The following is a 1,361-nucleotide window of genomic DNA, read 5'->3' on the forward strand; positions in this document are numbered from 1 at the left end:
CGATAGATCAGAGCATCCCTCTGAGATGCTGAAAAATCTGCAAGACACCCTAAACGGCTCACCGGTCCTCGCCGAGGAAATCAAACGCGCGGTGACCATGACAGACCCGCTCAATGCGCAACACCGCGTTCTGGAGTCATTCGCGTTTACGGCGCCGGGCAGCGGGGTTGGTGGAAGTTTTTCTGCCTCGAGCCACACCATGAACTTGGTGAGCGACAGCCTGACGAAGACACCAGCCACGCCCAGCACCATGGGTTTTGAGATCAATGACCTCACGTTTGTCATCGGTCATGAAATCCAGCATGGCTTCAATGCGCAAACCGCCGAAAAGGCACGAGCCGCATTCACCAACGACGTGCGCGCGTTGGCCGCAACGCCAGGTCCCGTGCACGATTTCACCGCGTTGGAACGGCACATTCAGTCGGGACGCGAGGATGAAGCCAAAGCAGAGATTGCCGGATGGAATGCCCTGCGAAGCGGCGTCCAACAGCGGCACCACGGCGCGGTGACGCTGAGTGACATTCAACAGGCGGCGCGTCATCGCGCCGATGATTTTGTTCTTGCCACCAACGGTACGCTCGTGCCCCGTCCGAATGTGCACCTCAACGCCGACTTGAGCATGAGCCCGACGCCGGCCAATGTCGCGGCGATGGGGCAAAACTATTTCGACCGGCCGACGGCGGGACACCTGCAGCCCGGCGACACGCGCCAGGCGATGGCCCTGGCCCACAGCGGGGTATCCGACTACCCGAACTACTACGCCGGCTGGGCCATCGCCACCATCGGGCTGGAAGAGCAGATTGCCGCCCATCGCCATGGCGTGCAGCCGCAAGTGCAGATCAACATGGCCCACGCGGGCCTCTACGAAGACATGATGGAAAAGGCCGGGTTGAACCTCGCGCCGTCCAAGCAATCGATTCCGTATCTCGACAACAGCATGCAGCCGGCCGTGCCGCACCGGTTCGACCACACGGCGGATGGCCCGAATCAGTACCAATATGTGCCAGTCGCCCCGGCTCGCCTGGACGACCCCGCCCATCCGGACCACGCGCTTTACAACCAGGTGCGATCCCAGGTGATCGACCTGGACAGGAGCGTCGGCCGCGAGCCGGATACTCGCAGCAATCAGCTGGCCGCCGCGTTGGCCGTCGAGGCCCGCGCCGCAGGTATGCACAGCGTGGACCGCATCGCGTTCAACGGCGATGCCAGCAAGCTGTGGGGCGTGCAGGACTGGCCGGGCATCAAGGGATTCCACATGCACTCCGTGCATGTGGACACCGTCCAGGGCCTCAACATGAGCATGGAACAGTCGGGAGCGAAATGGCCCGACGCCATGCAACAGAGCAGTTTGCATAACCCCA

General features: G+C 62.3%; 1 protein-coding gene. It reads left to right on the top strand.

Going from position 1 to position 1,361, the window contains the following annotated elements; all coding sequences use genetic code 11:
* Positions 1-25: 25 nt before the first annotated feature.
* On the top strand, positions 26-1,361 hold a 1,336-nt coding region (locus tag ACH65_RS17625), incomplete at its 3' end, for an XVIPCD domain-containing protein (RefSeq protein ID WP_153242662.1).

It is taken from the genome of Frateuria defendens, from assembly GCF_001182895.1.
GTDB lineage: Bacteria > Pseudomonadota > Gammaproteobacteria > Xanthomonadales > Rhodanobacteraceae > Frateuria_B > Frateuria_B defendens.